General features: G+C 72.3%; 22 protein-coding genes and 1 tRNA gene. 7 read left to right on the forward strand and 16 right to left on the reverse strand.

Annotated features, from left to right (window positions below):
* Position 1: 1 nt before the first annotated feature.
* On the reverse strand, positions 2-568 hold the full coding sequence (locus GJR97_RS17390) for a LemA family protein (protein ID WP_154347993.1): 567 nt from the start codon (positions 566-568) through the stop codon (positions 2-4).
* Between the two features lie 237 nt (positions 569-805).
* On the opposite strand from GJR97_RS17390, the gene GJR97_RS17395 reads away from it, so the two are divergent.
* Together GJR97_RS17395 and GJR97_RS17400 are read left to right on the forward strand one after the other, a co-directional pair.
* Positions 806-1,534: an ABC transporter ATP-binding protein gene (locus GJR97_RS17395; RefSeq protein WP_324613677.1), complete on the forward strand. Its 729-nt coding sequence runs from the start codon at positions 806-808 to the stop codon at positions 1,532-1,534.
* Entirely contained in the window at positions 1,531-2,265 is a 735-nt protein-coding gene (locus GJR97_RS17400) for an ABC transporter permease (RefSeq protein WP_154347994.1), read from the forward strand. Before GJR97_RS17395 ends, GJR97_RS17400 begins: the two co-directional genes overlap by 4 nt.
* Here GJR97_RS17400 and GJR97_RS17405 read toward each other — a convergent pair.
* From GJR97_RS17405 to GJR97_RS17420, 4 genes are read right to left on the reverse strand one after another with little or no spacing between them, the layout of a single operon-like run.
* Positions 2,240-3,598 (reverse strand): D-arabinono-1,4-lactone oxidase, encoded by a 1,359-nt coding sequence (locus GJR97_RS17405; protein WP_324613655.1) that lies wholly within the window; start codon positions 3,596-3,598, stop codon positions 2,240-2,242. The two genes, GJR97_RS17400 and GJR97_RS17405, sit on opposite strands and share 26 nt — an antisense overlap.
* Positions 3,595-4,842 (reverse strand): alanine racemase, encoded by a 1,248-nt coding sequence (locus GJR97_RS17410; protein WP_154347995.1) that lies wholly within the window; start codon positions 4,840-4,842, stop codon positions 3,595-3,597. The genes GJR97_RS17405 and GJR97_RS17410 overlap by 4 nt, the downstream gene beginning before the upstream one ends.
* Positions 4,839-6,140, reverse strand: a complete 1,302-nt coding sequence (locus GJR97_RS17415) for an MFS transporter (RefSeq protein ID WP_324613656.1) — start codon at positions 6,138-6,140, stop codon at positions 4,839-4,841. Before GJR97_RS17415 ends, GJR97_RS17410 begins: the two co-directional genes overlap by 4 nt.
* Positions 6,137-6,724, reverse strand: coding sequence for a TetR/AcrR family transcriptional regulator (locus GJR97_RS17420; protein ID WP_229276395.1), 588 nt, complete (start codon positions 6,722-6,724; stop codon positions 6,137-6,139). The genes GJR97_RS17415 and GJR97_RS17420 overlap by 4 nt, the downstream gene beginning before the upstream one ends.
* A gap of 132 nt (positions 6,725-6,856) precedes the next feature.
* Between GJR97_RS17420 and GJR97_RS17425 the strand changes: the two genes are divergently transcribed.
* Positions 6,857-7,783, forward strand: a complete 927-nt coding sequence (locus tag GJR97_RS17425) for a Ppx/GppA phosphatase family protein (protein ID WP_154347997.1) — start codon at positions 6,857-6,859, stop codon at positions 7,781-7,783.
* Between the two features lie 50 nt (positions 7,784-7,833).
* On the opposite strand, the gene GJR97_RS17430 is transcribed toward GJR97_RS17425, so the two are convergent.
* From GJR97_RS17430 to hisS, 8 genes are all read right to left on the reverse strand, one after another.
* A tRNA-Leu gene (locus GJR97_RS17430) sits at positions 7,834-7,907 on the reverse strand.
* A gap of 47 nt (positions 7,908-7,954) precedes the next feature.
* Positions 7,955-9,376 (reverse strand): NAD(P)/FAD-dependent oxidoreductase, encoded by a 1,422-nt coding sequence (locus GJR97_RS17435; protein ID WP_195760764.1) that lies wholly within the window; start codon positions 9,374-9,376, stop codon positions 7,955-7,957.
* A 38-nt stretch (positions 9,377-9,414) separates the two neighbouring features.
* Positions 9,415-10,734, reverse strand: coding sequence for a S8 family serine peptidase (locus tag GJR97_RS17440; RefSeq protein WP_324613657.1), 1,320 nt, complete (start codon positions 10,732-10,734; stop codon positions 9,415-9,417).
* Positions 10,731-11,270: a DUF501 domain-containing protein gene (locus tag GJR97_RS17445; RefSeq protein ID WP_154347999.1), complete on the reverse strand. Its 540-nt coding sequence runs from the start codon at positions 11,268-11,270 to the stop codon at positions 10,731-10,733. The genes GJR97_RS17440 and GJR97_RS17445 overlap by 4 nt, the downstream gene beginning before the upstream one ends.
* The gene (locus tag GJR97_RS17450; RefSeq protein WP_154348000.1) at positions 11,267-11,923 is read right to left on the reverse strand and encodes an FtsB family cell division protein; all 657 of its coding nucleotides are present in this window, start codon (positions 11,921-11,923) and stop codon (positions 11,267-11,269) included. The genes GJR97_RS17445 and GJR97_RS17450 overlap by 4 nt, the downstream gene beginning before the upstream one ends.
* Positions 11,924-11,997: 74 nt before the next feature.
* Positions 11,998-13,278 (reverse strand): phosphopyruvate hydratase, encoded by a 1,281-nt coding sequence (gene eno / locus GJR97_RS17455; protein WP_324613658.1) that lies wholly within the window; start codon positions 13,276-13,278, stop codon positions 11,998-12,000.
* 116 nt (positions 13,279-13,394) lie between these two features.
* Positions 13,395-14,450 (reverse strand): glycosyltransferase family 2 protein, encoded by a 1,056-nt coding sequence (locus GJR97_RS17460; RefSeq protein WP_154348001.1) that lies wholly within the window; start codon positions 14,448-14,450, stop codon positions 13,395-13,397.
* 42 nt (positions 14,451-14,492) lie between these two features.
* The gene (hisS, locus tag GJR97_RS17465) at positions 14,493-15,755 is read right to left on the reverse strand and encodes a histidine--tRNA ligase (RefSeq protein ID WP_154348002.1); all 1,263 of its coding nucleotides are present in this window, start codon (positions 15,753-15,755) and stop codon (positions 14,493-14,495) included.
* Positions 15,756-15,915: 160 nt separating this feature from the next.
* Between hisS and GJR97_RS17470 the strand changes: the two genes are divergently transcribed.
* Together GJR97_RS17470 and GJR97_RS17475 are read left to right on the forward strand one after the other, a co-directional pair.
* The gene (locus tag GJR97_RS17470) at positions 15,916-16,839 is read left to right on the forward strand and encodes an ABC transporter ATP-binding protein (protein WP_154348003.1); all 924 of its coding nucleotides are present in this window, start codon (positions 15,916-15,918) and stop codon (positions 16,837-16,839) included.
* Positions 16,836-17,915, forward strand: coding sequence for an ABC transporter permease (locus tag GJR97_RS17475; RefSeq protein ID WP_324613659.1), 1,080 nt, complete (start codon positions 16,836-16,838; stop codon positions 17,913-17,915). The genes GJR97_RS17470 and GJR97_RS17475 overlap by 4 nt, the downstream gene beginning before the upstream one ends.
* A gap of 42 nt (positions 17,916-17,957) precedes the next feature.
* Here GJR97_RS17475 and GJR97_RS17480 read toward each other — a convergent pair whose 3' ends face one another.
* A complete protein-coding gene (locus GJR97_RS17480; RefSeq protein WP_229276397.1) occupies positions 17,958-18,566 on the reverse strand; it encodes a MazG family protein in 609 nt (202 codons plus the stop codon).
* Between the two features lie 272 nt (positions 18,567-18,838).
* On the opposite strand from GJR97_RS17480, the gene nhaA reads away from it, so the two are divergent.
* Positions 18,839-20,041, forward strand: a complete 1,203-nt coding sequence (gene nhaA / locus GJR97_RS17485) for a Na+/H+ antiporter NhaA (RefSeq protein ID WP_154348005.1) — start codon at positions 18,839-18,841, stop codon at positions 20,039-20,041.
* A gap of 222 nt (positions 20,042-20,263) precedes the next feature.
* Here the strand turns inward: nhaA and mfd are convergent, their stop codons facing one another.
* On the reverse strand, positions 20,264-23,929 hold the full coding sequence (gene mfd / locus GJR97_RS17490) for a transcription-repair coupling factor (protein ID WP_324613660.1): 3,666 nt from the start codon (positions 23,927-23,929) through the stop codon (positions 20,264-20,266).
* Positions 23,930-24,078: 149 nt separating this feature from the next.
* On the opposite strand from mfd, the gene GJR97_RS17495 reads away from it, so the two are divergent.
* A complete protein-coding gene (locus GJR97_RS17495) occupies positions 24,079-24,795 on the forward strand; it encodes an RNase H family protein (RefSeq protein ID WP_154348006.1) in 717 nt (238 codons plus the stop codon).
* Between the two features lie 66 nt (positions 24,796-24,861).
* On the opposite strand, the gene GJR97_RS17500 is transcribed toward GJR97_RS17495, so the two are convergent.
* The gene (locus GJR97_RS17500) at positions 24,862-25,539 is read right to left on the reverse strand and encodes a cation transporter (protein WP_154348007.1); all 678 of its coding nucleotides are present in this window, start codon (positions 25,537-25,539) and stop codon (positions 24,862-24,864) included.
* Between the last annotated feature and the right edge of the window lies 1 nt (position 25,540).

The raw sequence follows: 25,540 nt of genomic DNA on the forward strand, positions 1-25,540 counted from the left end.
GCTAGAACTGCACGCGCGGAGGTTCGGCGATCGCCGCCGCCTCCGTCACCTCGAAGAACTCGCGCTCGTGGAAGCCGAGGCCGCGCACGAAGAGCGTGTTCGGGAAGACCTTGATCTTCGTGTTGAGCTCGCGCACGCCGCCGTTGTAGAAGCGGCGGGCGGCCTGGATCTTGTCCTCGGTGTCGACGAGCTCGGACTGCAGCTGCAGGAAGTTCTGGCTCGCCTGGAGCTGCGGGTACGCCTCGGCGACCGCGAAGATCGACTTGAGCGCCTGCTGCATGTGGTTCTCGGCAGCGGATGCCTCGGCCGGGCCACCGGCGGCGAGCGTCTCGGCACGTGCCTTGGTGACGTTCTCGAAGACGGCCTTCTCGTGGGCGGCGTAGCCCTTCACCGCCTCGATGAGGTTCGGGATCAGGTCGGCGCGACGCTTCAGCTGCACCGTGATGTCGCTCCACGCCTCGTCGACGCGGACGTTGAGCGTCACCAGGGAGTTGTAGGTCGCCCACAGGTAGATGCCGATCACCAGGACGAGGACGACGACGATGATGAGCGGGATCAGCCATTCCATGGCGGGGACTCCTGAGGCTTCGGCGACGAATTCACTGGACGCTCAATCCTAACGATCGGGCCTGCGAGGCGCCTCAACTCCCATGAGACTCGAAGCGAGCGGAGGCGTGCCTCCGGGCGTAGGCTCGGCCTCGTGGCAGAGTCCTCCATCCCGCACGCGCGCCACCGCGCACCGACGGCGGCCGTGGCCGTGCCCGGTGCCGCCGGGACCGCCGAGGGCGAGGGCGCGGACTCCGTCATCGTCGTCCGCGACCTGCACGTGCGCCGCGCGAAGACGCAGGTGCTCCACGGGCTCTCGCTCGACGTGCAGCGCGGGCGGATCGTCGGACTCCTCGGACCGAGCGGAAGCGGCAAGACGACGCTCATGCGCTCCATCGTCGGCGTGCAGGTCGTGCAGTCGGGCTCGGTCGAGGTGCTCGGACTCCCCGCCGGTTCGCGCGAGCTCCGCCGCCGCGTCGCGTACGTGACCCAGCAGCCGAGCGTGTACGACGACCTCACCGTTCGGCAGAACCTCGCCTACTTCGCTCGCGTGCTCGGCGTCCCGAAGGAGAAGGTCGACGAGGCGATCGCCAGGACGCACCTCGGCGACGTCGAGCGCCGCCTCGCGGGCTCGCTCTCCGGTGGGCAGCGGAGCCGGGTGTCCCTCGCCGCCGCGCTCCTCGGCGACGCCGAACTGCTCGTGCTCGACGAACCCACGGTCGGGCTCGACCCGGTGCTGCGCGTCGAGCTGTGGGAGCTCTTCCACCAGTTGGCCGGAGAGGGTGCGACGCTCGTCGTCTCGAGCCACGTGATGGACGAGGCCAAGCGCTGCGACCAGCTCCTGCTCATGCGCAACGGCGAGCTGCTCGCCGACGCGTCCGTCGCGAGCGTGCTCGCCGCGACCGGGACCGACGACATGGAGACCGCGTTCCTCACGCTCATCGAGCGCGCGACCACGCCGATGACCGACGAGGAGGCGCCGCGATGACGCCCGCGCGCACGCTCGCGACCGCCGGTCGGGTGCTCGGCCAGATCCGGCACGATCCGCGCACCATCGGGCTGCTGCTCGTCGTGCCGAGCCTGCTCATCGGCCTCGTCGCCTGGATCTTCACCGACACCGACGTGTTCGCCACGATCGGCCCGGCGATGATCGCACTGTTCCCCTTCATCGTGATGTTCCTCGTCACGAGCATCGCGACGCTCCGCGAGCGGCGCTCGGGGACCCTGGAGCGGCTCTTCTCGATGCCGCTCGGCAAGGGCGACTTCATCCTGGGCTACGCGCTGGCGTTCGGACTGCTGGCGATCTTCCAGACGGCGATCGCGGTGTCGTGGGCCGTCTGGGTGTGCGGCCTCGAGATCGAGGGGTCGATCTGGCTCCTGTTCGCCGTGGCGGTCTCCGATGCCCTCCTCGGCACCGCGCTCGGCCTCCTCGCCAGCGCGTTCGCGCGCACCGAGTTCCAGGTGGTGCAGTTCATGCCCGTGCTGGTGTTCCCGCAGATCCTGCTGGGCGGGATCTTCCTGCCGCGCGACCAGCTCCCCGAGGTGCTCCAGGCGATCGGCGACGCGCTCCCGCTGAGCTTCGCGATCGACGCGCTGACGGCCGTCGCGGACGGCTCGGAGGACGCGGCGTGGATCTGGGGGAAGGTGCTGGTGATCGGGGCCTGGATCGTCGGGTCGATCGTGCTCGGGTCGATCACGCTGCGCCGTCGAACGCCCTGACCTCCGACCGGCCGCCGGCCCCGTCGGCGCCGCCCAGCACGCGGTCGAGGTACGGGTTGGCGAATCGCCGCTCCGGATCCAGTTCGGCGCGCACCGCGAGGAAGTCGTCGAATCGGGGATACCGCAGCCGGAGGGACTCGGCGGTCTGGGTGTGCATCTTGCCCCAGTGCGGCCGTCCGCCGAGCGAGCGCATGATGTCCTCGACCCCTGCGAAGTACGCGGCGGGGTCCTCGCGGAAGTAGCGGTGGACGGCGATGTACCCGGTCTCCCGCCGATATGCGGTCGACAGCCAGTTCTCGTCGGGAGCGGCGGCCCGGACCTCGATCGGGAAGCTGATGCGCCATCCGCGGGTCGCGATGAGGGAGCGGATGGCGCGGAACGCCTCGGGAACCGCCTCGAGCGGGATCGCGTACTCCATCTCGCGGAACCGGACCGACCGGTTCGTCGTGAAGACGTTCGGCGAGAGGTCGCTGAAGTCCCGGTTGCCGGTGAATCGCTCGACGAGCCGCGCGAGCGGCGGCGTGGCGGCGGGAGCGACACGGCCGAGCGCGCACATCATCCGGTAGACGCCGTTGGCGAGGACCTCGTCGGAGATCCAGCGCTCGGCGCGACCGAGCGGCGACCGGTGGGCGTCGCCGGGGAGCCGCGTGTCGGTCTTCGTGAGGGCCGTCGTCGTGTGAGGGAACCAGTAGAACTCGAAGTGGTCGTGGGCGCGCACACGCGGCATCCACTCGTCGAGGACGAGTTCGAGCGGCTCGGTCCGCTCGACGGCGTGCAGCACGAACCGCGGCACGAGCTGGAGCGTCAGCTCGGTGAGCACGCCGAGGGCGCCGAGGCCGACCCGCACCGCGGGGAGCAGTTCGGCGCGCTCGGCCTCGCCGATCGTGAGGAGCTCGCCCGTGCCGGTCACGATCCGAGCGCCGACGACCTGCGTCGCGAGACCGCCGAAGCGGATCCCCGTCCCGTGCGTCCCGGTCGAGGTCGCGCCCGAGATGGTCTGCCGGTCGATGTCGCCCATGTTCGCCATCGCGAGCCCGTAGGGCTCGAGCAGGTGCGGCAGTCGATGCAGCGGGGTGCCGGCGCCGAGCGTGACGCGGCCGGAGGCGGCATCCGCTGCGAGGACTCCGGAGAGGTCGGTGAGGTCGAGCTGGATGTCCGGCGCGGCCGCGATCGCGGTGAAGCTGTGGCCGGACCCCACGGGCTTGATGCGCCGGCCCTCCGCGGCGAGCACCGCGCGCTGCACCGCACCCTCGTCGGCCGGGCGCTCGATCCGATTCGGGCGCACCGCCGCGGTGCGCCCCCAGTTGCGCCAGACCGCTCCGCTCGCCGTCACAGGAACGCCTCCCCGTCTCCACGATACGTCGGCACCGTGCCGACGAACTCGTCGCCGTCGACCACGGCGAACTCGTTCAGGTGCTCGGCGAGCTCCCCGGACTTGGTGTGCCGGAACCACACCCGGTCGCCCGGTCGCAGGCGCCCGGCGCCGTCGCCGGTCAGCGGGGTCTGCACCTCCCCCGCACCCTCGCGCGGCAGCATCCGGAGCCCCTCCGGCCAGACGATCCGGGGCAGCCGGTCGGCCGCAGGAGGGCCGGACGCGACCCAGCCGCCGCCGAGGACGGTCGCGTGGCGAGGGCTCGGGGAACGCACGACGTCGAGCGCGAACGCCGCCGCCGGCGCGGGCGTGAAGTGGGCGTAGCCGTCGAAGAGGTGGCCGGCGAGGATGCCGGATCCCGCGCCGAGTTCGGTGACCGACGGGTCCGCGGCGGTCGCCTCGAGCGATCCGGTGCCGCCGCCGTTCACGAACTCGAGTTCGGCATGGCGCCGCACCGAGGCGACCGCGCGGGCGCGGCGCTCGACGAGTTCGGGCAGCGAGCGGGACTGCATCCAGCGGTTCACCGCCCCGTCGACGGGACGGCCGTGCGGCGCGTTCGCGACGCCCGCGATCTGCGCCTCGTACGCCATCAGCCCGACGACGCGGAAGCCGGGGCGCGCGGCGACGTACGCGGCGAGCGCGCCGGCGTCCTCGGGCTCGTGCACCGGCGAGCGGCGCACGCCGAGGTGGCCGAGCACGGGCGCGCGCCAGGAGGCGTCGAGCTCGAGGCACACCCTGAGGGTCTCGCGCTGCGTCGGCGGCAGGACCGCGTCCACGAGGTCGAGCTGGGCGGGCGAGTCGACCATGAGGGTGATGCGGCGCGCGAGGTCGGGGTCGGTCGCGAGCCGGCGGATGCCCGCGACCTCGGCGGTCGGGTAGCCGACGACGAGGTCGTCGAGCCGCGGCATCCGCTCGGCCAGCCGGATCGCCTCGCCGAGCGTGTACGCGAGGACGCCCCGATAGCCGGGCAGCGCGAGGAGCGCCTCGACGACCGCGCGGACCCGGATCGACTTCGTGGCGATGCGGATGGGCGTGCCGGCGGCACGGCGCAGCATCTCCTGCGCGTTCCAGCGCAGGGCGCCCAGGTGCAGGGCGCCGACCGGCGCGTCGAGGTGCCGCGTCGCCTCGGTGAGCGCCGGCCAGTGGGCTGACGGCTCGAGCCACGTCCGCGCGGCGGACGGACGGAGGTCGAGCGCGGCCGTCATCGGACGCTCCGGACGCGGGAGACCGCCGCGGCGCCGGCGAACGCGAAGCCCGCTCCGAGTGCGAAGACCAGCGTGAACGAGCCGGTCGCCGCGACGGCGAGCGCTCCGAGCAGCGGGCCGACCGACTGGGGCACGGCGGTTGCGATGTTCATGATGCCGAGGTCCTTGCCGCGCGATGCGGGGTCGGGCAGCACCTGCGTCGCGAGCGCCTGGTCGACCGAGAGGAAGCAGCCGTACGCGAGTCCGAGGAGCCCCGCGGCGACCATCGCCACGGCGATCGACGGCATGACGGCGAGCAGGAGCGCTGCGACGCCCTGCAGCGCCGACGCGAGCAGCACGAAGATCCGACGCCGGCCGAGCAGGTCGGAGAGCCGGCCGAACGCCAGCGATGCGACGATCACGAACACCATGTAGACGAGCGTCAGGACGAGCAGGTCGTCCTCGGCGTTCGGGTCGCCGAGCCCGAACATCAGGAAGTACAGCAGCAGGCTGGTCCCGAGTGCGTTGCCGATCGAGACGAGGACGCGGCTGAGCAGGGTCCACCCGAAGTCGGGGTGCCTGCGCGGGCTGATCCAGAGGCTCGAGAGGATGCCGCGCGCGGTCACCCTCGCCCGGTCGCCGGGGGCGAGCGGCGCCTCCGGTCGGAGCAGGAACGGTACCGCGAGCACGATGAGCGCCGCGGCGACGACGACGTACCCGCTGACCTGCCCGGTAAACACCATGGTCACGAGCACCAGGCCGAGGATGATGCCGACCGCCTGGGGCGCCGACATCCAGCCCGACACCACGCCGCGCTGGTCGACGGGCACCCGATCGGAGATCGTCGCGGTCAGCGCCGCGGTCATGACGCAGAAGCCGATGGTCGCGCCGACCCACGCCGACCCGATGGCCCACAGCTCGTGCTGCAGGCCGAGGAGGACGAGCGAGGCCGCGAAGAGCAGGGCCCCGCCCGCGATCCACGGACGCCGACGACCGAAGCGCGACGTCGTCCGGTCGGACAGGGCGCCCGTCAGCGGGTAGGCGATCACCACGAACACCGCGGCGATCCCCGAGACCGCGCCGAACGCCACGACGCTCTCGATCCAGTCGTCCGGCCGCAGCTCGGCGTCGATCTGCGCGGGCAGCAGCAGTTGCACGGGGGTGAGCTGGGCCATCCAGATGCCGAGCCACGCGGCGGCGAACGCGGCCATCCAGCCGGCGCGCACCGGACGGGTCGGCTCGGCGAAGGCACCGTCGGCCGGGATCGTGCCCGGCGTGGCCCCGGGAGGGGTGGATGCGGCGTCGTCGGTACGCGTCACTGGGAGTCCGCCATTCTGGAGAGGGCATCGGCGGCCGCGCGCGCGGCCGCACGCGCGGCGTGGTCGTCGCGGTGGACGAGCCAGTTCAGGGTGATGCCGTCGGAGAACGCGACGAGCACACCCGCGACCTCGGAGACCGGTGAGCGCCACGAGACGCCGGCGCGCTCGGCGGCCAGCGTGAGCGCCTCCTCGGCGAAGTCGGCGTAGCGCCGGTACTGCGCGACCGCGAGCGGATGGCGCTCCGGCTCGCGCAGGGCGTGCTGCGTGAGCTCGAGCATGGCCTGCTCGTGCGCCGGATCGGCGCGGAGGTGCTCGAGGTAGCGGAGGAAGCCCGCCTCGATGACGTCGCGCAGGTCGCCGTCCACCTCCGGGAGCGGCAGCACGGCCTGGGTCTCACGCACGACGACCGTCGCCGTCAGCTCGTCGAGGAACGCCTCGCGCGACTCGAACGCGTAGTGGAAGCTCGCGAGCGACATGCCCGCCTCGGCGACGATGGCGCGCGTCGAGGCGCCTGAGATGCCCGCACGGGCGATCACGCGCAGTCCCGCCTCGATGAGGGCCGGGCGGCGCTCGGCGGCGGACATGCGGGACACGGCACTCCTCTCGGCGCGTGCTCGACATCGGCGCCGGGGACACGGAACTGGGACGGCCGTCCCAGTTCGTCCAAGTATGCACACACCGCGCGCGCCGCACCAGCCTCCCGGTACGCTCGCAGCATGCGCCTCGGGGTTCTCGACGTCGGATCCAACACCGTCCACCTGCTCGTGGTCGACGCCCACCCGGGCGCCCGGCCGATCCCGGCCGCGTCGCACAAGGCGGTGCTGCGGCTCATGCGCTACCTGGACGACGACGGGTCGATCAGCGAGGCCGGCGTCGAGGCCATCCTGGAGGCCGTCCGCGAAGCATCCGACGTCGCGAAGGAATCCGGCATCGACGAACTCCTCGCGTTCGCGACCTCGGCCATCCGCGAGGCGACGAACGGCGCGGAGGTGCTCGCGCTCATCGAGGAGGCCGCAGGGATCCACCTCGACGTGCTGAGCGGCGCCGACGAGGCCCGGATCACGTTCCTCGCCGTCCGCCGCTGGTACGGCTGGTCGGCGGGCCGCATCCTGCTCTTCGACATCGGCGGCGGGTCGCTCGAGATCGCCCACGGCGGTGACGAGGTCCCCGACAACGCGCGCTCCGTGCCGCTCGGCGCCGGCCGGTCCACCATCGAGTACCTCTCGACCGACCCGCCGACCGACGAGCAGGTCGACGCGCTCCGCACGCATGCCCGCGCCGTCCTCCGGTCGACCGTCGACGAGATCGGCGGTATCCCCGAGGTCGACCACGTGGTCGGTTCGTCGAAGACCATCCGCTCGCTCGCCCGGCTCGCGGGAAGCACGGAGGAGGGCGTCGGCTCGGAGGAGCGCAGCATCCTGAAGCTCTCGCGCCTCGACGACTGGATCCCGCGCCTGGCGAAGATCCCGGCCGACGCGAGGCCCAACCTTCCCGGCATCACGGCCGACCGCACGTTCCAGATCGTGGCGGGAGCGGTCGTCCTCTCGGAGACGATGCGCGCCTTCAAGGCGAAGACCCTCGAGGTCTCGCCGTGGGCGCTCCGCGAGGGGCTGATCCTCCGACGGATCGACCGGTTGTCCTGAACAGCTCGGCAGCGGCCTCCGACGCGGCCCGGCGGCGAAGGCCGATCGCGTGCTCCCGCTGGGATTCGAACCCAGACTGAGGCGATTTTAAGTCGCCTGCCTCTGCCGATTGGGCTACGGGAGCGCGGTGCCGGCCGAGGGGGCCGGCACCGCGTCACAGCATAGGACGCGCTACTTGGCGGCGACGGCCTTCTCGACCTGCTTGGCCGACTTCGCAGCGGGCTTCTTGGCCTCCGACTTCGCCGGAGCTGCCGGCGCCGCGACCTCGCCCGCGGGCTTCGGACGCGCGGCGAAGCGCTCGAACTCGGCGCGCGGGTTCTGCACCGCACTGAGCGAGACGATGTCGCGCCCGAGCCAGAAGTTGTTCCACCAGCCCCAGAACACGCGGAACTTGCGCTCCCACGTCGGCATCGCGAGACCGTGGTAGCCGCGGTGGGCGAACCACGCGAGCAAGCCCGTGATCGCGAGCTTGCCCGACTGGAACGCGCCGGAACCGATGCCCAGGCCGGCGACCGCGCCGAGGTTCTTGTGGACGTAGTCCTTCGGCTCCTCGCCGCGGAGCACCGCGACGATGTTCTTCGCCATGAGCTTGCCCTGGCGGACCGCGTGCTGCGCGTTGGGCACGCAGTAGCCGCCGACGCCGCCGCCCGTGAGGTCGGGCACGGCGGCGATGTCGCCGGCCGCCCAGGCGTCGGGAACGATGTCGTCCTCGTCGCCCACGCGGAGGTCGGGGCGCGCCTTGATGCGACCCCGTTCCTCGACGGGAAGGTCGCTCGTGCGGACGATCGCCGGGTTCGCCATGACGCCGGCGGTCCACACGATGAGGTCGGTCTCGAAGGTCTCACCCGTCGAGAGCTCGATCCGGCCGTCGACGGCGCTCGTGAGCTGGGTGTCGAGGTGGATCTCGGCGCCGCGCTGGGCGAGGTGCTTGATCACCCAGTGGCTCGTGGGCAGCGACACCTCGGGCATGATCCGGCCCATCGCCTCGATGAGGTGGAAGTGCGTGTCGTCGAACGAGAGCTGCGGGTAGAACTCGAGCAGCGCGCTCGCGAACGAGCGGAGCTCGGCGAACACCTCGATGCCGGCGAAGCCGCCGCCGACGACGACGACCGTCAGCAGGCGGTCGCGCTCGGGGCCCGCGGGGAGGTTCGCGGCCTTGTCGAAGTTCGTGAGCAGGCGGTCGCGGATCGCGACGGCCTCCTCGATGGTCTTGAGGCCGTAGGCCTGGTCCGCCACGCCCGGGATCGGGAACGTGCGCGACACGGCGCCGCCCGTGACCACGACCACGTCGTAGTCGAACTGCCACGGCTCGCCCGCCTCCGGCGTGATGGTGGCGGTCTTCGACGCGTGGTCGATGCCGGTCACCTTCGCCGTGATGACGTTGGTCTTCTTGAGGTGACGACGCAGCGACACGACCGAGTGACGGGCCTCGATCGAACCCGCAGCCACCTCGGGGAGGAACGGCTGGTAGGTCATGTACGGCAGCGGGTCGACGACGGTCACCTCGGCTTCGCCGGGACGCAGCCACTTCTCGAGCTTCCACGCCGTGTAGAACCCCGCATAGCCGCCACCGACGATCAGAATCTTGGGCACGGTGAATGGACTCCTTGGATCTGTGATGCCTGCGTCGCCTACGCGTCGGAGCGCGTGGAACGCCTGATGTGCCGAGTGGCGCCGATGCCCAACAGCGCTGCTAGCGTACCAAACCCGGCGACCAGCGAGAGCGGCACCGTGATATAAGACAACGTCCATGGTGTCGGCAGAAGGGTCTTCGCGCTGTCCGCGCGCGGCGGCGGGGGGTCGGCGATGGGGACGATCTCCTGGTCGTCGGTGCCCTCCGAGCCCTCCGCGTCGGGGAGGTCCGCTCGCCGGTGCACGCGGATCCACTCCTCGAGGCTGCCGAGAGGGTTCTGCTCCACCGCCTCGACCTCGGCCGTGAGCGCCGCGACCGGGTCGATGATCCCGTATCCGTAGAGCGGTCCCGGCACCTCCTCGCCCTTCGGGTCGGCGGTGCGGATGATGCGGTTGATGACGTTCGCGGCGTCCAGCTCGGGGTACGCGGAGCGCACGAGCGCGACGAGACCGGAGACCAGTGGCGCCGCAGCGCTCGTGCCGGACCACACCACGTGGCTGCCGTCGGGGAGCACGCCGACCAGGTCCTCGCTCGGCGCGGCGACGGCGATCGTGATGCCCTGGGAGCTCGCGTCGAAGCTCGCGTTCTGCTCGCGGTCGACGCCGGCCACGGCGAGGACTCCGGGGATCGTCGCGGGCGCGCCGACCTGGGTCGTGCCCGACCCGCGGTTGCCTGCGGCGGCGACGACCACCACGTCGTTCTCGAACGCGTACTGGAACGCGTCGTCCCAGCTCTCCGGCCAGTCCGGCGTGTTCCGCGTGAGCGACATGTTGATGACGTCGGCGCCGTTGTCGACCGCCCAGACGACGGCCTCGGCGATCTGGTCGTCGTTGGTCTTCTCCGCCCCGGTGTCGAGGCCGAAGGCGACGGATGCCGTCAGCAGGTCGGCGTCGGGAGCGACGCCGATCACGCCGTTGCCCTCGCCGGTGCCGCGGCCGGCCAGGAGGGAGGCGACCATCGTGCCGTGCTCCTCCTCTTCGCCGACGGGCGTCTGGCCATCGGGCGAACCGATGCCCGAGACATCCGTGCCGCCGATCACGACGCCCTCGAGTTCGGCGACGTCGCCGTTCACGCCGGTGTCGATGATCGCGACCGTCACGTCGTCGCCGCGCGACATCGTCCAGGCCTGCGTGAATCCGTAGTCGTTCAGCCAATACTGCAGGTCGCGGACGGTGTCGGCCTGCGCGGGGGCGGCGCCCGAGAGTGCGAGGACGCCGGCGACGACTGCGGCGACGCCCGCACGCCAGATCGGTCGGCGGCGCGCAGGCGGAAGCGCCCGGGGGGCATGCCGGGCGCGACGGGCGCGGAGGCGGCTCACGCGGTCGCCCCCTCCTCGACGTCGTCGACGCCGTAGTCGGGACACCGGCAGACGTCGGGCGACCACGTCGACCGCTCGAGCGCCAGGTCGCCGATCGGGTTCACGCCGGGGCCGGCGGCCAGCGCCTGGCCGGCGAGCGCGTGCAGGCACTTCACGCGAGTGGGCATGCCACCGGCGGAGACGCCCGCGATCTCCTCGACGACGCCGAACATGGCGCGGTCGGAGAGGTACTGCTCGTGCGCGGCGCGGTAGGCCGCTCGGACGTCCTCGTCGCGCGCGAGCAGGTCGGTGAACTCGACCATGAGCTGCGCGGCCTCGAGGAACGACATGGCGGCGGTCGCGACCGGATGGGTGAGGTAGTAGAACGTCGGGAACGGCGTGCCGTCGGACAGGCGCGGCCGGGTGGAGACGACCGTCGGCGCGCCGCACACGCAGCGCGCCGCGATGCCCACGACGTCGCGCGCGGGTCGCCCGAGCTGCGCCGAGACGATCCGGAGGTCTCGGTCGGAGACGGGTTCGAACGGCGGGCGGGTCATCGGTTCCCCTCGTCAGCGGGTCGGTCGGTCGCGTCGGGCGCCTGCTGCGAGGCATCCGTCGCACTCTGGGCCAGGCCGGCGGTCATGACCGACCGCAGCATCGTCTGCATCCAGTCGCCCCGCGCCTCGGTCACCTCGGCCGACACCGCACGGTCGGCGGTGATCGCCGCCGCCGGGTCGCGGTCGTCGATCACGAGGTAGCTCACCTCGCCCGGAAGCACGTAGTAGAGCCGCTCGCGCGCCTGCGTGACGATGAAGGTCTCGTCGTTCCAGCGCTCGCGCTCCTCCGTCAGGCGCGCCACGTCCGCCTCCTGCCGGGCGACGTCGGCCTTCAGCTCGGCGATCTGCTGGCGTTGCGCCGCGTACGCCGCGATGCTCGGCGCGAGCACGACCACGGCCAGCACGAGCACGCCCATCATGATGATCGAGAACCCGGAGAAGCGGATGCCGGCGAGCCAGGTCTCGGCGACCTGCCGGATCGACTGCCGCGGCGCGCGCTTGCCGCCCTTCGGAGCCGTCGAGCGCTTGCCGCCCTTCGCAGCGGTCGCGCCCTCCGCACCGGACGTGCGCTTCGCACCCGGCGCGGCCTTCGAGCCTCGGCTCGCCCGGCTCGACGTGCGATCGGGACGCGAGGGACGACGTGCGGCGTTCATCGTCCTCCTCACCTCGCTGGAATGACCGACGGGGGCGGCCACCGGCCACCCCCGTCGTGCGTCTCAGGTACGCGTCACGCCGTGAAGCGCGGGAATGCCGAGCGACCCGCGTACTCCGCGGCCTCGCCGAGCTCTTCTTCGATCCTCAGAAGCTGATTGTACTTGGCCACCCGCTCGGACCGGGCGGGCGCGCCCGTCTTGATCTGACCGCAGTCGGTCGCCACGGCGAGGTCGGCGATCGTCGTGTCCTCGGTCTCACCCGAGCGGTGCGAGAGCACCGCGGTGTAGCCGGCGCGCTGCGCGAGCTTGACCGCGTCGAGCGTCTCGGTGAGCGTGCCGATCTGGTTCACCTTCACGAGGATCGAGTTGCCGGCGTGCTTCGCGATGCCGTCCGCGAGACGCGTCGGATTGGTGACGAACAGGTCGTCGCCGACGAGCTGGAGCTTCGAGCCGAGCTGCTCGGTGAGCGTCGCCCAGCCCTCCCAGTCGTCCTCGGCGAGCGGGTCCTCGATCGAGACCAGCGGGTACGCGTCGGCGAGTTCGCCGTAGTACGCGCTCATCTCGGCGGCCGTGCGGTCCTGTCCCTCGAAGCGGTAGACGCCGTTCTCGAAGAACTCGGTCGACGCGACGTCGAGGCCCAGCGCGATGTCGGTGCCGAGCGTGAAGCCGGCCTTGCCGATCGCCTCGGCGATGAGGTCGAGTGCCGCGCGGTTGCTCGCGAGGTCGGGCGCGAAGCCGCCCTCGTCGCCGAGCCCCGTCGAGAGGCCCTTCGACTTGAGGAGGCTCTTCAGCGCGTGGTACGTCTCGACGCCCCAGCGGAGACCCTCGGAGTACGTCGGCGCGCCGACCGGGAGGACCATGAACTCCTGGATGTCGACGCCCGTGTCGGCGTGCGCGCCGCCGTTGATGATGTTCATCATCGGCACCGGCAGCACGTGCGCGTTCGGTCCGCCGAGGTAGCGGAAGAGCGGAAGGTCGGCCGAGTCGGCGGCGGCCTTGGCGACGGCGAGGCTCACGCCGAGGATGGCGTTCGCGCCGAGCCGGCCCTTGTTGTCGGTGCCGTCGGCCTCGATGAGCGTCGCGTCGACGACGCGCTGGTCGGCGGCGTCGAGGTCCTCGATGGCCGGGCCGAGCTCGTCGAGCACGGCGTCGACGGCCTTCTGCACGCCCTTGCCGAGGTAGCGGTCGGCCTCGCCGTCGCGCAGCTCGTACGCCTCGAACGCGCCGGTCGATGCCCCCGAGGGCACCGCGGCCCGCGAGACGGTCCCGTCGTCGAGGAGCACCTCGACCTCGACCGTGGGGTTGCCGCGCGAATCCAGGATCTCCCGTGCGCCGACAGCTTCGATGAATGCCACAGTGAACTCCTCTGTGATGGGGATGTGCGTGGACGACTCCGTCGTTGCCCGCTGGACAGTCTAGGACCCGGTTCCGAGGCCCGCTCGCGTATGTCGGCACGACGTCGCGGCGCACGTCAGTGCGGGGCGACGACCTGTCCGCGCTCGACCGCGATCGTGCGCTGCGTCCCGGTGCCGCCCGACCCCGCGACGGGTCGGAGCCAGGCCTTCAGGGGGCGCCGGAGGGCGCGATGCAGCAGGCCGTCCACGAGTCGCGCGAGCCCGTCGACCACCCGGCCGCTCCGGAGCAGCGCACGGCCCCGGGCGACCTTGCGCGCGGACGTGCGCCGCTGGTGCGTGCGCCAGACCGACGCGAGGAGCGCGGAATCCGCGGCCGTGTTCTCCGGCGCGAAGTACGCCGTCGCCCACACTCGGCGGGCCGTGCGCACGTCGCGCACGCGGTTGGCGGACGCGTTGCCGCCGTGCCGGCGGTACCGCACGAGCGGTCGGTCGACCACGACGAGCGGCGCACGCCGCGCGAGCCGGATCGTGAAGTCCCAGTCCTGGCCGACCACGAACGTCGGATCGTAGCCGCCCGTCGCCTCGAACGCCGACCGCCGCATGAGCAGGCTGCCCATCGGCACGACCGGCGTCGCGAGGAACACCTGGTCGATACCGCGGTAGTCGCCGGAGGATGCGCCGTCGGCGAGCCCGAGCTCCTCGCGGGCGATCATCTGGCTGCGGAACGCGCCGTCGTGGACCGGCCCGCCGTCCGCGTCGATGAACTCACCCCGTGCGAACGCGCCGGACGCATCGGGATGCGCGTCGAGCGCTGCGACGAGCGAGCCCAGGAGGTCGGGCTCGGAGACGTCGTCGTCGTCCATGAAGATCAGGTACTCGCTGGAGGCGGCGGCGAGCGCGGCACCGGCGTTGCGAGCCGCACCGACGCCGCCGTGCGATCGCCGCATCAGGGTGACGCGCGGATCCGCGAGGAAGCGACGCACGACGTCGGGGCCGTCGTCGGTCGAGGCGTCGTCGACCACGACGACCTCGAAGCGGTCGAACTCCTGCCGGAGCACGCTCTCCAGGGTCTCCGCGATGTACCGGCCACGGTCGTGCAGCGGGATCACGACGGTGACGAGCGGGGCGGCGGCCGCGTTCCGTTGGACGGGCCTCGTGACGTCCGAGGTCATGCGACGAGCATCGCATGAGGCGTGCCGGCGCACGACCGCGAGCTACGCACCGAGGTCGCGGAACTCGAGGGACGCGGCATCCGTCGTCTCGGCCGTGACGGGAACCCACGCGTCGAAGCCGTCGGCGGTCACGCGGTCGAGCAGACCGCGCAGGTTCTTCACGCGCCGCTCGAACCGCACGCGCATGCCGGATGCCACGAGCTCGTGCTTGAGCGCGAGCAGTGCCGCCGGTGCGAGGTCGGCGTCGTGGACGAGCACCACCGAACGCGGGCGCCCCTCGTCGCGCACGGCGAGCAGGTCGACGATGCGCTCGAACCCGATCGAGAACCCGCAGGCGGGCACCTCGTGCCCGAGGAAGCGGCCGATCATGTGGTCGTAGCGGCCGCCGCCGCCGAGGGAGTAGCCGTGGTCGGGGTGCGCGATCTCGAAGATCGTGCCGGTGTAGTAGCCCATGCCGCGCACGAGCGTGGGGTCGAAGTCGATGTCGGTTCCGGGCACGGCGTCGCGCAGGGCCATGAGCTCGCGGTACGCGTCGAGGTCGAGCCAGCCGGGCGGCGGGACGACCCCGTCGGCCAGGCGCCAGTCGGCCGTGGCGAGCTGCCGGAGCTCGTCGGCGACATCCGCCTTCTCGACGCCCAGCGTGGCGAGCTCGGCGGCGACGCCGTCGGGACCGATCTTGTCGAGCTTGTCGATCGTGATGAGTGCGCGCTCGCGGAGTTCGCCGGGCACGCCCCACGAGCCGAGGATGCCGGCCAGGATCCGTCGGTCGTTCAGTCGGATGCGGCACCCCTCGAGGCCGAGCGCGTCGAGCGCGCCCACGGTCGCGGTGAGCAGCTCGAGCTCGGCGAGCGGCCCGGCCTCGCCGATGATGTCGATGTCGCACTGCACGAACTGCCGGTAGCGGCCCTTCTGCGGCCGCTCGGCGCGCCACACGGGCGCGATCTGGATGGCGCGGAACACGGGCGGGAGCGCCGCCCGGTGGGTCGCGTAGAACCGGGCGAGCGGCACCGTGAGGTCGTAGCGCAGCCCGAGGTCGGCGAGCGAGAGGGCGTCGCCGGATGCCGCGGCCGCAGCGAGGTCGTCGGGCGTGATGCCCCGCTTCATGACCGCGAACGCGAGCTTCTCGTTGTCTCCGCCGAGTCCGGCGTGCAGGCGCGACGAGTCCTCCATCACCGGCGTCTCGATCTCGTCGAACCCGTGCGTCGCGTACACCCCGCGGATCACCGCGAGCGCGTGCTCGCGGCGGGCCTTCTCGGCGGGCAGGAAGTCGCGCATGCCGCGCGGGGGCGTGACGGTCGGGGCCATGCGCTCCATTCTTCCAGCAGCGGATGGCGCCTCGCGCCGGTCCCGGCGGCGAACCGGTCCGGAGGTGGTGCTCCACATCCGGGCGATCCCCGATCCCCCGACACCCGTGCGTCGCTAGGCTCCCGTAGCGTCGGTGCAGCGCCGACCCGAGGGAGGTCGGATGGCCGGCATCGAGGTGTCCGGGGTGGCACGCGCATTCGGCGACGTGCACGCCGTGCGGAACGCGACGTTCACCGTCGAACCGGGCCACGTGGCCGGGCTCATCGGCCCGAACGGCGCCGGCAAGACCACGCTCCTGCTCATGCTCGCGACGCTGCTCCGCCCCGATGCGGGCGCCATCCGCGTGGCCGGCTTCGACCCCTTGACCGATCCGGCCGAGGTCCGCGCACGGATGGGCTGGATGCCCGACCTGCTGGGATCGTGGGCGTCGCTCACCGTGCGAGAGGCCCTCGTCGCCAGCGCGCGCCTGTACGGCCGGTCGACGGATGTCGCGACGGCGCGCGCCGGCGAGCTGATCGACCTCGTCGACCTCGACGAGCTCGCGGACCGTCCGACCCGCGTGCTCTCGCGCGGCCAGAAGCAGCGGTTGAGCCTCGCCCGCGCGCTCGTGCATGACCCGGAGGTGCTGCTCCTCGACGAGCCCGCATCGGGACTCGACCCGGTCGCGCGCGCCGGACTGCGGACGCTCGTCCGGCGACTCGCCTCCGAGGGTCGCACGGTGCTCGTCTCGAGCCACGTGCTGGCCGAGCTCGAGGAGATGGCCGACCAGGCCGTCTACCTCTCCGCCGGCGTGACCGCGGCGGCCGACGAGATCGCACGCGCCGCGAGCACCGCCCGCGACTGGCGCCTCCGGTCCCTCGACCCCGATCGACTCCGGGTGGCGCTCGACGCCGCCGGCTGGGCCGAGGTCGCGAGGATCGACAACCTCGGGGCCGTCGTCCCGCTGGAGTCCGAGGAGGCCGCGGCGCAGCTGCTCGCGCACCTCATCGGATCCGGCGTCCCGGTCTCGTCGTTCGCTCCCGCGGTCGGCGACCTGGAGCACGTGTTCCTCGATCTCAGCCGCAACGGGGAGGACGACGCGTGAGCGGGTTCCTGCGGGGCCTCCGGCTCGTCGTGACGATCGACCTGCGCCAGCGCGTGCGCACGGTCGCCTGGTACGTCCTCCTCGGCGTGTTCGTCGTGCTCGTCGCCGGGGTCACCGCGCTGCTCGTCCTGGCCACCGATGCATTCCTCGACGGCGGTGGCGGGGTGTTCTCGTCGATCGTGTTCTTCGTGCTGCTGCTCGGCACGCTCGTCTCCCCCGCGCTCAGCGCGAACGCGATCAACGGCGAGCGCGACGCGGGCACGCTCGCGACCACCCAGGTCACGCTCGTGACGACGACGCAGGTCGTGCTCGGCAAGTGGCTCGCCGCGTGGATCACGGCGCTCGCGTTCCTCGCCGCCGCCGTGCCGTTCCTCGTGTTCGCGGTCGCGCTGGGCGAGGTCCCGGCGACCACGATCCTCGTCTCCACGATCGTGACCGCGCTCGAACTCGGCGTGGTCGCCGCGATCGGCGTCGGCCTGTCCGGCCTCCTGACCCGGCCGCTGTTCTCGGTCGCGGTGACCTACCTGGTCGTCGCGGCACTGTCGATCGGCACGCTCATCGCGTTCGGCCTCGGCGGGGCGTCGGCGCAGTCCGAGGTCCGGACGACCAGCACGTACGTCGACTGGATGGCGGTCGAGCGCGACGGGGTCCCGCCGGGCGAGGAGCCGCCCTGCCTCCCGCCTGAGACGTGGACGTACGACGTGCCGCGATTCGACCACGTGTGGGGCTTCCTCGCGGCCAATCCGTACGTGGTCGTGGCGGACGCCGCACCGGCGAGCTTCGACGACCGGGGCACGCCGACCGACCTGTTCACGTGGATCGCCGTCGGCGTGCGCCAGGCGCAGCACGCGCCCGAGCTCGAGGTCGTGTTCGACGAGTGCGCGAACTGGACGCCGAGCGGCGCGGTCGTCGACGACGAGTCGGAGACGCCGCGCGAGGTGTACGAGCGATCGGTGCCCTCGTGGTTCGTCGGACTCGCCGCCCACCTGCTGCTCGCGGCCGGCGCGCTGGCGTGGGCCGTCCGGCGCACCGCGACGCCCGCGCATCGGCTTCCCCGCGGCAGCCGGATCGCCTGACCTGACCTGACTGGACCCGACCGCGCGGCGCCTGCCCTGCGCTCAGGCCTCCGCGGCGCGGACGTCGTCCTGCATCGAGCGGATGGCATCCCGCAGCGCGCGCTCGGCGTCGAATCCCCGTGCACGGGCCGAGGCGACGAGCGCCATGAGCGTGTCGCCGAGCTCGGCCTCCGTGGCCGGCGCGGACGCGGCGTCCGTCGCCGGGCGCGTGACTCCGACCTTCTCGGCCTTTCCGAGCAGCTTCTGCGCGAGCGCGAGCGCCGGCATGCCCTGCGGCACGCCGTCGAGCACGCTCGTGCGGTGCGGCTTCTCGCTGGCCTTGAGGTCGTCCCAGAACGCCACGACGTCGGCTGCGGTCTCGGCCTCGCGATCGCCGAAGACGTGCGGATGGCGCGCCACCATCTTCGCCGTCATGTGCCGTGCGACGTCGTCGATGTCGTAGTCCTCGCCGGGCGTGTGCGCGGCGAGGTCGGCGTGGAAGAGCACCTGGTAGAGCACGTCGCCGAGCTCCTCGATCATCTCCTCGCGGCTGCCCGACTCGATCGCGTCGATGAGCTCCCAGCACTCCTCGACGAGGTACTGCACGAGCGATTCGTGGGTCTGCTCGGCGTCCCACGGGCATCCGCCCGGTCCGCGCAGGCGTCCGACCATGGCGACGAGTTCGAGCAGCCCGTCGCCGGCGACCGGAGCCGCGGCCGCGGCATCCGTCGTCGCCTGCTCGGCCGCACCGTGCCCGCCGGTCGTTCGCGTCATGACCCACCGCCCCTCGTCGGGCCGTGCGCGACCCGTCGCTGCGAGCCTAACCGCGCCGCCCGATAGACTCGACGGCAGGAGTGCCGGGAAGTCTGGTCGGCCGACGCGTCGCGCGTCGTCGCTGTTTCCGCACGGCTCCGTCGCCGTTTCCGACCCCCGTCAGAGGTGCCATGAACATCCTCCGCTCCGAGCGCGTCTCCGCGTCGCTCCTGCTCGCCGCCGCCGTGCTCGGCCTGATCCTCGCGAACTCGCCGATCGGGCACGACCTCGTCGAGTTCAAGCATGCGCACCTCGCGATCCCGTTCACCGGCCTCGACCTCTCGCTCGGGCACTGGGTGAGCGACGGCCTGCTCGCGGTCTTCTTCTTCATCGTCGCGGTCGAGCTCCGACGCGAACTCGTCATCGGCGAGCTGAACAGCTTCTCGAAGGCCGCGCTGCCCGCCATCGCCGCGCTCGGCGGCGTCGTGGCACCCGCGCTCGTGTTCCTCGCGTTCGCCGGGGCGGGGCCGACCGCCGACGGCTGGCCCATCCCGACGGCGACCGACATCGCCTTCGCGCTCGGCGTGCTCGCGATGTTCGGACGCTTCATCCCGACGCGCGTCCGCGTCTTCCTGCTCGCGCTCGCCGTGCTCGACGACCTGATCGCGATCCTCATCATCGCCTTCTTCTTCACCGCCGATGCCGACCTCGCCTACCTCGGGTTCGCCGCCATCACGGTCACGCTGTTCGGCATGATGAGCCGGCTGCTCTCGCCCCGGTCGCCGTACGTGCTCGCGCGCCGGTCCCAGTGGCCGGTCATGGTGACGCTGTGGACGCTCGCCGTGCTCACCTGGTCGTTCGTCTACCTCTCGGGCGTGCACGCGACCATCGCGGGCGTGATGCTCGGGCTCGTGATGTCGCGTCGACCCGCCGGCCGTGCCGTGCACTCGCTCGAGCCGATGTCGAACGCGGTCATCCTGCCGCTGTTCGCGTTCTCCGCCGCACTCGTGGCCATTCCCGCGGTGCGTCCGAGCGAGCTCGACCCGGCGTTCTGGGGCATCCTGGTGGGCCTGCCGGTCGGCAAGATCGTGGGCATCACGATCATCGGCGGCATCGCGACGCTGTTCGTGCACCGACGGACGGGCATCAAGCCCCTCACCTGGTCGGACGTCGCCATGGTGGGCGCGTTGGGCGGCATCGGCTTCACCGTGTCGCTGCTCATGAACGAGCTCGCGTTCCGCGAGTACCCCGATGTCGCCGACCAGGGCGTCGTCGCCGTGCTCATCGGCTCGGGCATCGCGATCGCGATCTCGGCGGTCTTCGTCGGCCTGAAGTCGCGTGCGTACCGGCGCCGCGGGGCCGCGGAGGGCGTCGGCGGACCGCTCGCGCACTGATCGGCGCCGGGCCGCGGGACGGCCGGCGTGCCGGACGTCGCTCGGGAGGAAGTTCCGCCGCACCGGCGGCGTGTCGAGCGGCGACACGCCGCGCCGGGACCCGATGTTCCTCCCGACCGATGCGCAGGTCGCGGGGTCCCGCATGCGCGCGCACGCTCGCTGTCGCGCCCGCGGCGTCAGTGCGGCGCGGCGCGGCGCCGCGTCGGCGCGGCGCGCGCGGCGTCAGTTCGCGGGGGCGGCGGCGGGCGCGGCCGACTGCTCCGCCGGGAAGATCACGCCGATCAGGTTCGACACCCACTGGATGAGGTCGGCGTCGCCCGGTGCCTCGCCGCCCGGTGTCGGGAACGGCACGAGGATGACGTCGTTCTGCGGGAAGAGCTTCGCGCCGGGGTACATGCGCTCGAGCCGCACGCGGCGCGAGTCGGGGAGCTTCGCGGGGGCGATCCGCAGCTTCGATCCCGTCGCGATGACGTCGGAGAGCCCGGCGAGCTGCGCCGTGCGGCGCAGCCGCGACACGGCGACGAGGTGCTCGACCGGTTCGGGCAGGTCGCCGTAGCGGTCGACGAGCTCCTCGACCACGAGGTCGATCTGGCCGTCCTTCGCGGCCGGGCCGCTCGCGGCCGAGAGCTTCTGGTAGGCCTCGAGGCGCAGCCGCTCGCTGTCGACGTAGTCCTCCGGGATGTGCGCGTCGACGGGCAGCTCCAGCCGCAGTTCCGTCTGCCCCTCGGCGACCTCGCCGCGGAACGCGTTGACGGCCTCGCCGATCATGCGCAGGTAGAGGTCGAAGCCCACGCCCGCGATGTGCCCGGCCTGCTCGGCGCCGAGGAGGTTGCCGGCCCCGCGGATCTCGAGGTCCTTCAGGGCCACCTGCATGCCGCTGCCGAGCTCGTTGTTGGCCGCGATCGTCGAGAGCCGGTCGTGCGCGGTCTCGGAGAGCGGCTTGGCCGGGTCGTACAGGAAGTAGGCGTAGGCCCGCTCGCGGCCGCGGCCGACCCGGCCGCGGAGCTGGTGCAGCTGCGAGAGACCGTACTTGTCGGCCCGGTCGATGATGATCGTGTTCGCATTGGAGATGTCGAGGCCGGTCTCGATGATGGTCGTCGAGACGAGCACGTCGAACTTGCGCTCCCAGAAGTCCCCGACGATCTGCTCGAGCACGTGCTCGTTGAGCTGGCCATGCGCGACCGCGATACGCGCCTCGGGCACGAGCTCGGCGAGCTGCGCCGCGACCCGGTTGATCGAGGACACCCGGTTGTGCACGAAGAACACCTGACCCTCGCGGAGCATCTCGCGACGGATTGCGGCGGCGACCTGCTGGTCGGTGTAGGGACCGACGAACGTCAGGATCGGGTGCCGGTCCTCGGGCGCCGTCGCGAGCGTCGACATCTCGCGGATGCCGGTCACGGCCATCTCGAGGGTGCGCGGGATCGGGGTCGCGCTCATCGCGAGGATGTCGACGTTGGTCTTCAGCTTCTTCAGCTGGTCCTTGTGCTCGACGCCGAAGCGCTGCTCCTCGTCGATGATCATGAGTCCGAGGTCCTTGAACGAGACCTTCTCGGTGAGGATCCGGTGCGTGCCGATGACCATGTCGACCGTGCCGTCCGCGAGACCGGCCACCGTCTCGCGGACCTCCTTGTCGGTCTGGAAGCGGCTGAGCGCGCGAACGTGCACGGGGAAGCCGGCGAACCGCTCGGAGAACGTCTCGACGTGCTGCCGAACCAGCAGCGTCGTCGGCACGAGCATCGCGACCTGCTTGCCGTCCTGTATCGCCTTGAACGCGGCGCGCACCGCGACCTCGGTCTTGCCGAACCCGACGTCGCCCGCGAGCAGCCGATCCATGGGGATGGGCCGCTCCATGTCGGCCTTGACCTCGTCGATCGTCTGCAGCTGGTCGGGCGTCTCGGCGTAGGGGAAGGCCTCCTCCAGCTCGTGCTGCCACGGCGTGTCCTGGCCGAAGGCGTGCCCCTTGGCCGCCATCCGCGCCGAGTACAGCTTCACGAGTTCGACCGCGATGTCGCGCACGGCCTTGCGCGCGCGGCTCTTGGCCTGCGACCAGTCGCTTCCGCCCATCTTCGACAGGCTCGGCGCCTCGCCGCCGACGTAGCGGCTGAGCAGGTCGAGCTGGTCCATCGGGACGTAGAGCCGGTCGCCCGCCTGCCCGCGCTTCGACGGCGCGTACTCGAGCACGACGTACTCGCGCACCGTCGTCGGCGCCGGCTTGATGCCCGCGGTGCGGCTCGGACCCGTCGGACGGGCGCCGGCGACCTCGCGCTGCACGAGTTCGACGAACCGGCCGATGCCGTGCGTGGAGTGGACGACATGGTCGCCCGCCTTGAGCTGCAGCGGGTCGACGACGTTGCGTCGCCGGCTCGCGAGCTTCTTCACCTGCCGGGTGTCGTACCCGGCCGAACGACCGTAGAACTCGGCCTCGGCGATGAGGCCGAGCTTCGCCTCGGGCAGCTCGAACCCGGCGGCGGCCTGGGCCTGCACCAGGAACGCGACACCCGGCTCGAGCTCGTCGGGCACGGTCTCGACGATGCGCCCGGCGAGCCCGTGCTCGGCCAGCACGTCGCGCGCGCGCTCGACGAGCCCGTGTCCGGCGGCGGCGACGACGAGGCTCCACCCGTCGCGCAGCCGTTCGCCGACGTGCGCGACGGCGCCCTCGACGTTGCCCTGGAAGCTCGGCACGCTCGTGGCCGCGACGCGCACGTACGAGGCATCCGCCCCGCCCGCGGTCTCGCCGACGGCCTCGGCCGCGTCGCCCTGGTCGAAGCTCGAGAAGGTCCACCACACGCGGTCGGGATCGGGCGCACCCGGGGCGCTGAGGAGGACGGATTCGCGCAGTGCGCGCAGGGTCAAGAAGTCGCCGGCCGCGAGGTCGATGGGCGCCGCGGCACCCGCGGTCGCGGCATCCCACGCCGCGGCGAGGAACTCGCGGTTGGTCTCGCCGAGGCTCACCGCGCGACCCGCGACGCGCTCGGGCCCGACCACCGCGACCGCCGCGCCCTCGGGGAGGTAGGAGGTCACGGGAACCAGTCGCTCGAGCAGCGCCGGCGCGAGCGATTCCATGCCCTCGACCGGGATGCCCTCGGCGATGCGCTCGAGCATGCCCGAGAGGTTGGGGAACTCGTGGACCATCTCGCGGGCGCGCTGGCGCACCGGCTCCGTGAGGAGCAGCTCGCGGCTCGGCGCCAGGAGGACCCGATCGACCGCGTCGGGCAGCGATCGCTGATCGGCGACCGAGAACGCCCTCAGCTCTTCGACCTCGTCGCCGAAGAAGTCGACGCGGACGGGATGGTCGGCCGTCGGCGGGAAGACGTCGAGGATGCCGCCGCGCACCGCGAACTCGCCGCGGCGCGACACCATGTCGACGCGCGCGTAGGCGAGGTCGACGAGCCGCACGGCGAGGTCGGACAGGTCGTGGCCGCGCCCGCCCGAGGCGAGCTCGATGGGCGCGAGGTCGGCCAGGTTGTCGGCGACGGGCTGGAGCGCGGCGCGCACCGATGCGACGACGACGAGCGGATGCAGCGCGCCCTCGGCGCCCCACGCCGCCATCCGCCGAATCGCGTGCAGGCGGCGCCCGACCGTCTCGGCGCTCGGGCTGAGCCGCTCGTGCGGCAGGGTCTCCCACGCCGGGAACTCGAGGATCTCGGCGTCATCGAGGTAGGGGGCGAGCGAACTGCGGAGCGCCTCGCCCTCGCGGCTCGTCGCGGTGACCACGAACAGGACGGGCGGGTGGCCGTTCACGACGCGTCGGCGCAGCAGGCCGGCGAGCAGGGGTGCGTCGAGCCCGGCCGGGGCGGAGAAGTCGGCGTTCCGATCGGCCTCCGCGAGGGCTCGGTCGATCGTGGAGGCGCGCGAAAGCGCCGTGTTCAAGCCCTGCAGGATCACCGGAGCAGTCTACGCGCGCCCCCTGACATGCCCGCCGGGTCGGGCGAGGTCGGGCGAGGTCCGGTGGATTCGGGCGGCCCGTCGGCGCGAGCCGGTCGGCGGGCGCCGATAGCATGGTCGCCGCCCGCCCCGACCGGAAGGACCACCGCATGATCATCGCCGCCGCCGACGGCTCCGCCCTCGGCAATCCCGGCCCGGCGGGCTGGGCCTGGTACGTCTCCGACGACTGCTGGGCGGCGGGCGGATGGCCCCGCGCGACGAACAACCAGGGCGAGCTGACCGCGGTGCTCGAGCTGTTCCGCGCGACCGCCCACCTCGACGACGAGCTGCTCGTGCAGTGCGACAGCCAGTACGTCATCAACTCGGTCACGAAGTGGATGGCCGGCTGGAAGCGCAAGGGCTGGCGCAAGGCCGACGGCTCCCCCGTGCTGAACCGCGAGCTGCTCGAGCAGCTCGACGCGGCGATCGCCGGCCGCCGCTACCGGTTCGAGTGGGTCCGAGGTCACGTGGGACACCCGATGAACGAGGCCGCCGACGAGCGCGCCCGTGCCGTCGCCGAGGCGTACCGCCGCGGCGGCGAGGTCCCGACCGGCCCCGGTTGGGTGGGCGACTGCGAGCCGGCGACGGATGCCGCGCCGACCGCCGTTGCCGTCGCGACCGCCGAGCCGCCTGCGCCGCCCGTGCCGGCGGCGGCGGCGCTCGCCGACCGCGAGGCGGAGGACGCGTCCCTCTTCGACTTCGACGAGCCCGAGGCGGACTGGCGCACGCTGTCGCTCGAGCTGACCACCGAGGAGCACACGCGGCTGGTCGAGCGCGCCCGCGCCGCCGGCGTCACCCCCGAGGAGTTCCTGCGCGGCCTGATCTAGCGCCGGAAGCGACCGACACGGTCGCGACGGGCATGGTCGAACCCTGGGCCTCGCCCGTGGCGCTGCTCAGCCGTCGTGGTGCTCCGCCTCGCGCTCGCCGGTGAGCACGGCGACCGGCACCGTGCAGGCGTCTCCGCGCCAGGCCTCGATCCCCTCGCGGAGGGCGAAGCCGGCGATGACGAGCGCCGCGATCGAGTCCGCCCATGCCCATCCGAACAGGCCGTTCAGCAGCAGGCCGGCGAGCAGTGCCCCTGACAGGTACGCGCAGATCAACGTCTGCTTCGAGTCGGCGACCGCGCTGGCCGAGCCGAGTTCCCGACCGGTGCGCCGCTCGAACCAGGACAGGAGCGGCATGACCACGAGGCTCGCCGCGGCCAGCGCGATGCCGACCGGCGACGGGTCGGGATCGGCCGCGCCGAGCAGGGCGCGCGCCGCGTCGATCGTCACGAACAGGGCGAGACCGAAGAACGAGACGGCGATCAGCCGGAGCGCGACGCGTTCCCGTCGCTCGGGGTCGGGCGCGGCGAACTGCCAGGCGACCGCGGCGGCGGAGAGCACCTCCACGATGGAATCCAGGCCGAACGCGACGAGGGCGGCGGATGACGCGACGCTGCCGGCCGCGAGCGCGATGACCGCCTCGACGACGTTGTACGTGATCGTGGCGGCGACGATCCACCGGATCCGGCGTCGGAGGATCGCCCGACGCGCCACCGAGATCGACGGGGTGAGGTGCGACTCGCTCATC

Origin of the sequence: Agromyces kandeliae, assembly GCF_009674665.1 — a bacterium.
Taxonomy (GTDB): Bacteria; Actinomycetota; Actinomycetes; order Actinomycetales; family Microbacteriaceae; genus Agromyces; species Agromyces kandeliae.